The sequence below is a fragment of the uncultured Fretibacterium sp. genome, from assembly GCF_938040765.1.
Taxonomy (GTDB): Bacteria; Synergistota; Synergistia; order Synergistales; family Aminobacteriaceae; genus CAJPSE01.
Genome location: NZ_CALIAA010000240.1, coordinates 1 through 2,769 on the forward strand (window position 1 = coordinate 1; position 2,769 = coordinate 2,769).

A 2,769-nucleotide genomic window follows, 5' to 3' on the forward strand; every position below is an offset into this window, starting at 1 on the left:
TCGTTGCCCAATTGTCAATTCTCCAGGGGAGCCTGTGGGTCAAAACAGCGTTCTTTGCGATTTCGTAAACTCCGTCCAAAACTTACGGGCCGGAGCCGTCAGAACCAGTTTGGGAAGCTCCTCGAACGGGACGAACCTCCACCTGCCGTCCTCATTCCCCGCCAGCTCAGGCGAAGCGGAGACCTCGGCGGCCACAACCCAGGCCCTCACCCGGTGAGTCGTAAAGGAGAAGTCGACCTGTCCGACATCCCGGCGCGAGGTGCAGGAAAAACGCCAGGGCCGTGCCCATTCCCGAAAATCGGAATCGAAGTCCTCGCTATCCCGCTCAAACCAGGGCAGCTCCCACATGGAGGCCCAAAGCCCCCGATCGGGACGGCGGCGCATCAGGCAGGCCCCTTCGCGGAATCCCACCAGACCCCAGGCATCGATCCTGCGAATCTCGGCACGCGGCCTGGGAAGCGGTCGGCCCATGGAGATGCCCTGCCTCAACGAGAGGCAATGCGCCTCCATGGGGCACACCGGGCAGTCCGCGGCATGGGGCATACAGACGGTCGCCCCCAGGTCCATCAGCCCCTGATTCAGATCCCTGGCGCGGCCCTCAGGGAGCATGCGGGCAACGACTTCCGAGACGCGCCTCCTGAGCGCTCCGCTCCCCGCGGGAAGGGGGATGTCGCACAGGCGTGCGACCACGCGCTCGGCATTTCCGTCCACCGCCGGGACGGGAAGATTATAGGCCACGCTCGCGACAGCCCCGGCGGTGTAGGGCCCAATCCCCGGGTAGGAGCGCAACCGTCCCACATCGGAGGGAGGAAGATGGAGCCCCTCCTTCACCATCGCCCTTGCCGCGTTCAGCAGGTTGCGGCAACGGGAATAATAGCCGAGTCCCTCCCAGAGCTTGAGAACCTCCGATTCGTTCGCGCCTGCCAGGGACGCGAGATCCGGATAAGCCGCCATCCACCTCTCGAAGTAGGGCAGAACCGTCTCGACCTGGGTCTGCTGGAGCATGAACTCCGAGACCAGCACCTTATAGGGATCGTAATCCTCGCGCCAAGGCAGCCTGCGGGCGTGGACCGAAAACCAGTCCGACAGCAGCCGGCCGCAGAGCGCCTCCCGTTCTTCCGGATGGAAACAGTCCCCTGGCGCTCGGGGGGAAGCACGCCTTTCCCTCGAGGACCCCCTGCGGGTCACCGAACGTATTTCCAGGTATCCCCGTCCAAGGGACGGGGATGTTTTCCGGTCGCGATGCGAAGCTCCCGATCCGTGATCTTTATAGTGCGGAGGACGAGGGGAATTCCCAGCTTGTCGAAATCCGCCGGAGGGTTGATCTCCTGTATCTTACTCCGAATGGCCTGAGTCTGTTCGTCGTTGTTGATCTGAACCTCCGGGTTCGCCAGCCAGATCTGTCTGCCGCCTCGCAGTTCGAGGCCCGTCGTAATTTTAAAGGCGGCCCGCATCCCGCCGTTGACCCGGTAGGTCCCTTCGAGCAGAATCTTTCCTGGCCTGAAGTCCAGGGACAAGTTCCTCCATTGCTCGTCCCCCTGGGTTCGGGAGAAGAGGGCGAGTGCTTCCCGCGCCGTACTCTCTTTCAGAAGCAGCTCCGCATTGAACAGCCCCTCCCATTTCGACGGACGAAAGGTCTTGAGGTCCCCTGCGTCCCACTGCGAAGGCGGCGTCAGGCGGACCAGAGCCCCGGAGAGGGAAAAACGGTCCAAGCGATAGTCGGTTCCCGCGGAGGGGCCCACGATGTCGAGGTACAGCCCGGATATATCCCCGTTTTCCTTGGGGCCATCCACAAACGTGACGGTCATCGACTCGGGATCCAGGGCTTTCGCCAAGGCCTTAACGAGCTTCGCCTGGTTCGTCGTGGCCTTGAAGTCCCCCCTTACTTCATGAACCGAGGACGACGCAAAAGAAACTCCACCGAGACAAAACGAGAACAGCAGCAATGACAAGGGAAACACTCGCAGCATCAAGAACCTCTCCTTCAACAGCCGAATGGACGCACGCTCCTGCATCTGCACACCCCGCAGAAAAACTTCGGATCCCGCGCCGACACCATCATACCAAGTTTCCTATCCGCATGGAACGATATTGACTTCCGAAGGGCAAAAAATTCCCCGCGTCGGTTACGTCGAGGGTAGGGTTAATGTTGTACAGGGCGCCACCGTCTGAGAACCCCCTTGGCATAGAGCCTTCAGGCCCCGGCAGGGGCGGCGTTCTCGTCGAAGTACCGCAGGGCTTTCCGTCCTTTGCACCGCGGTCTCGTTACGGATGGGGTACCAGCGTCGGGAACAGAAGGTGCGACAACACACATACCCTCCCGAAACACCACCCCCAGTAGTCTTGCTGACCCGATGGCTGCCGACGGGAGGAGCAGGACTGTCAGCTTCAATACGGCCTCGCTCAGCGCCTCCACACTCGATTTTACCCTTTCCACAGCGGGGTCTTTTCCCGTCTCCGGGTCGATGTCCATTGCCCACAATCCGCTGTCCCCCCGCGATCCCCCCTTACCAAGCGCTGCAACATTATTATCCGCTGATTGATCCGCCTTTTCAAGGGAGTTGTCCGCGCCCGAGTCCTCAGGAAGGAAAAAAGGGAGAGGCCCAATCGGGCTGTCCCCTCAAAAACTTCAGCTCTTCCACGGCGCTGCCGTCGCTGATGTTCAGCCGAACCATCGACAGAAACTGCTCGAAAGTCCCGGCACCCTTCGCGCCTCGCAGGCGATGGCCTGCGGTCCGGCAACGCAAGCTCAACGCCGTTTTTGCTGTC

3 protein-coding genes are annotated in these 2,769 nt (G+C 61.4%); all 3 read right to left on the minus strand.

Annotation, left to right across the window (positions count from 1 at the left end; translation table 11 throughout):
- Positions 1-39: 39 nt before the first annotated feature.
- Entirely contained in the window at positions 40-1,188 is a 1,149-nt protein-coding gene (locus Q0176_RS08335; RefSeq protein ID WP_299301442.1) for an A/G-specific adenine glycosylase, read from the minus strand.
- Complete coding sequence (locus tag Q0176_RS08340; protein WP_299301444.1) at positions 1,185-1,970, minus strand: LmeA family phospholipid-binding protein; 786 nt, start codon at positions 1,968-1,970, stop codon at positions 1,185-1,187. The genes Q0176_RS08335 and Q0176_RS08340 overlap by 4 nt, the downstream gene beginning before the upstream one ends.
- 609 nt (positions 1,971-2,579) lie before the next feature.
- Positions 2,580-2,769: hypothetical protein (locus tag Q0176_RS08345; protein ID WP_299301447.1), on the minus strand; the 190-nt coding region annotated here is incomplete at its 5' end.

Excerpts from the sequence above, each read along its gene's own strand:
- Q0176_RS08340 (WP_299301444.1), bottom strand. The coding sequence starts at position 1,970 with ATGCTGCGAGTGTTTCCCTTGTCATTGCTGCTGTTCTCGTTTTGTCTC.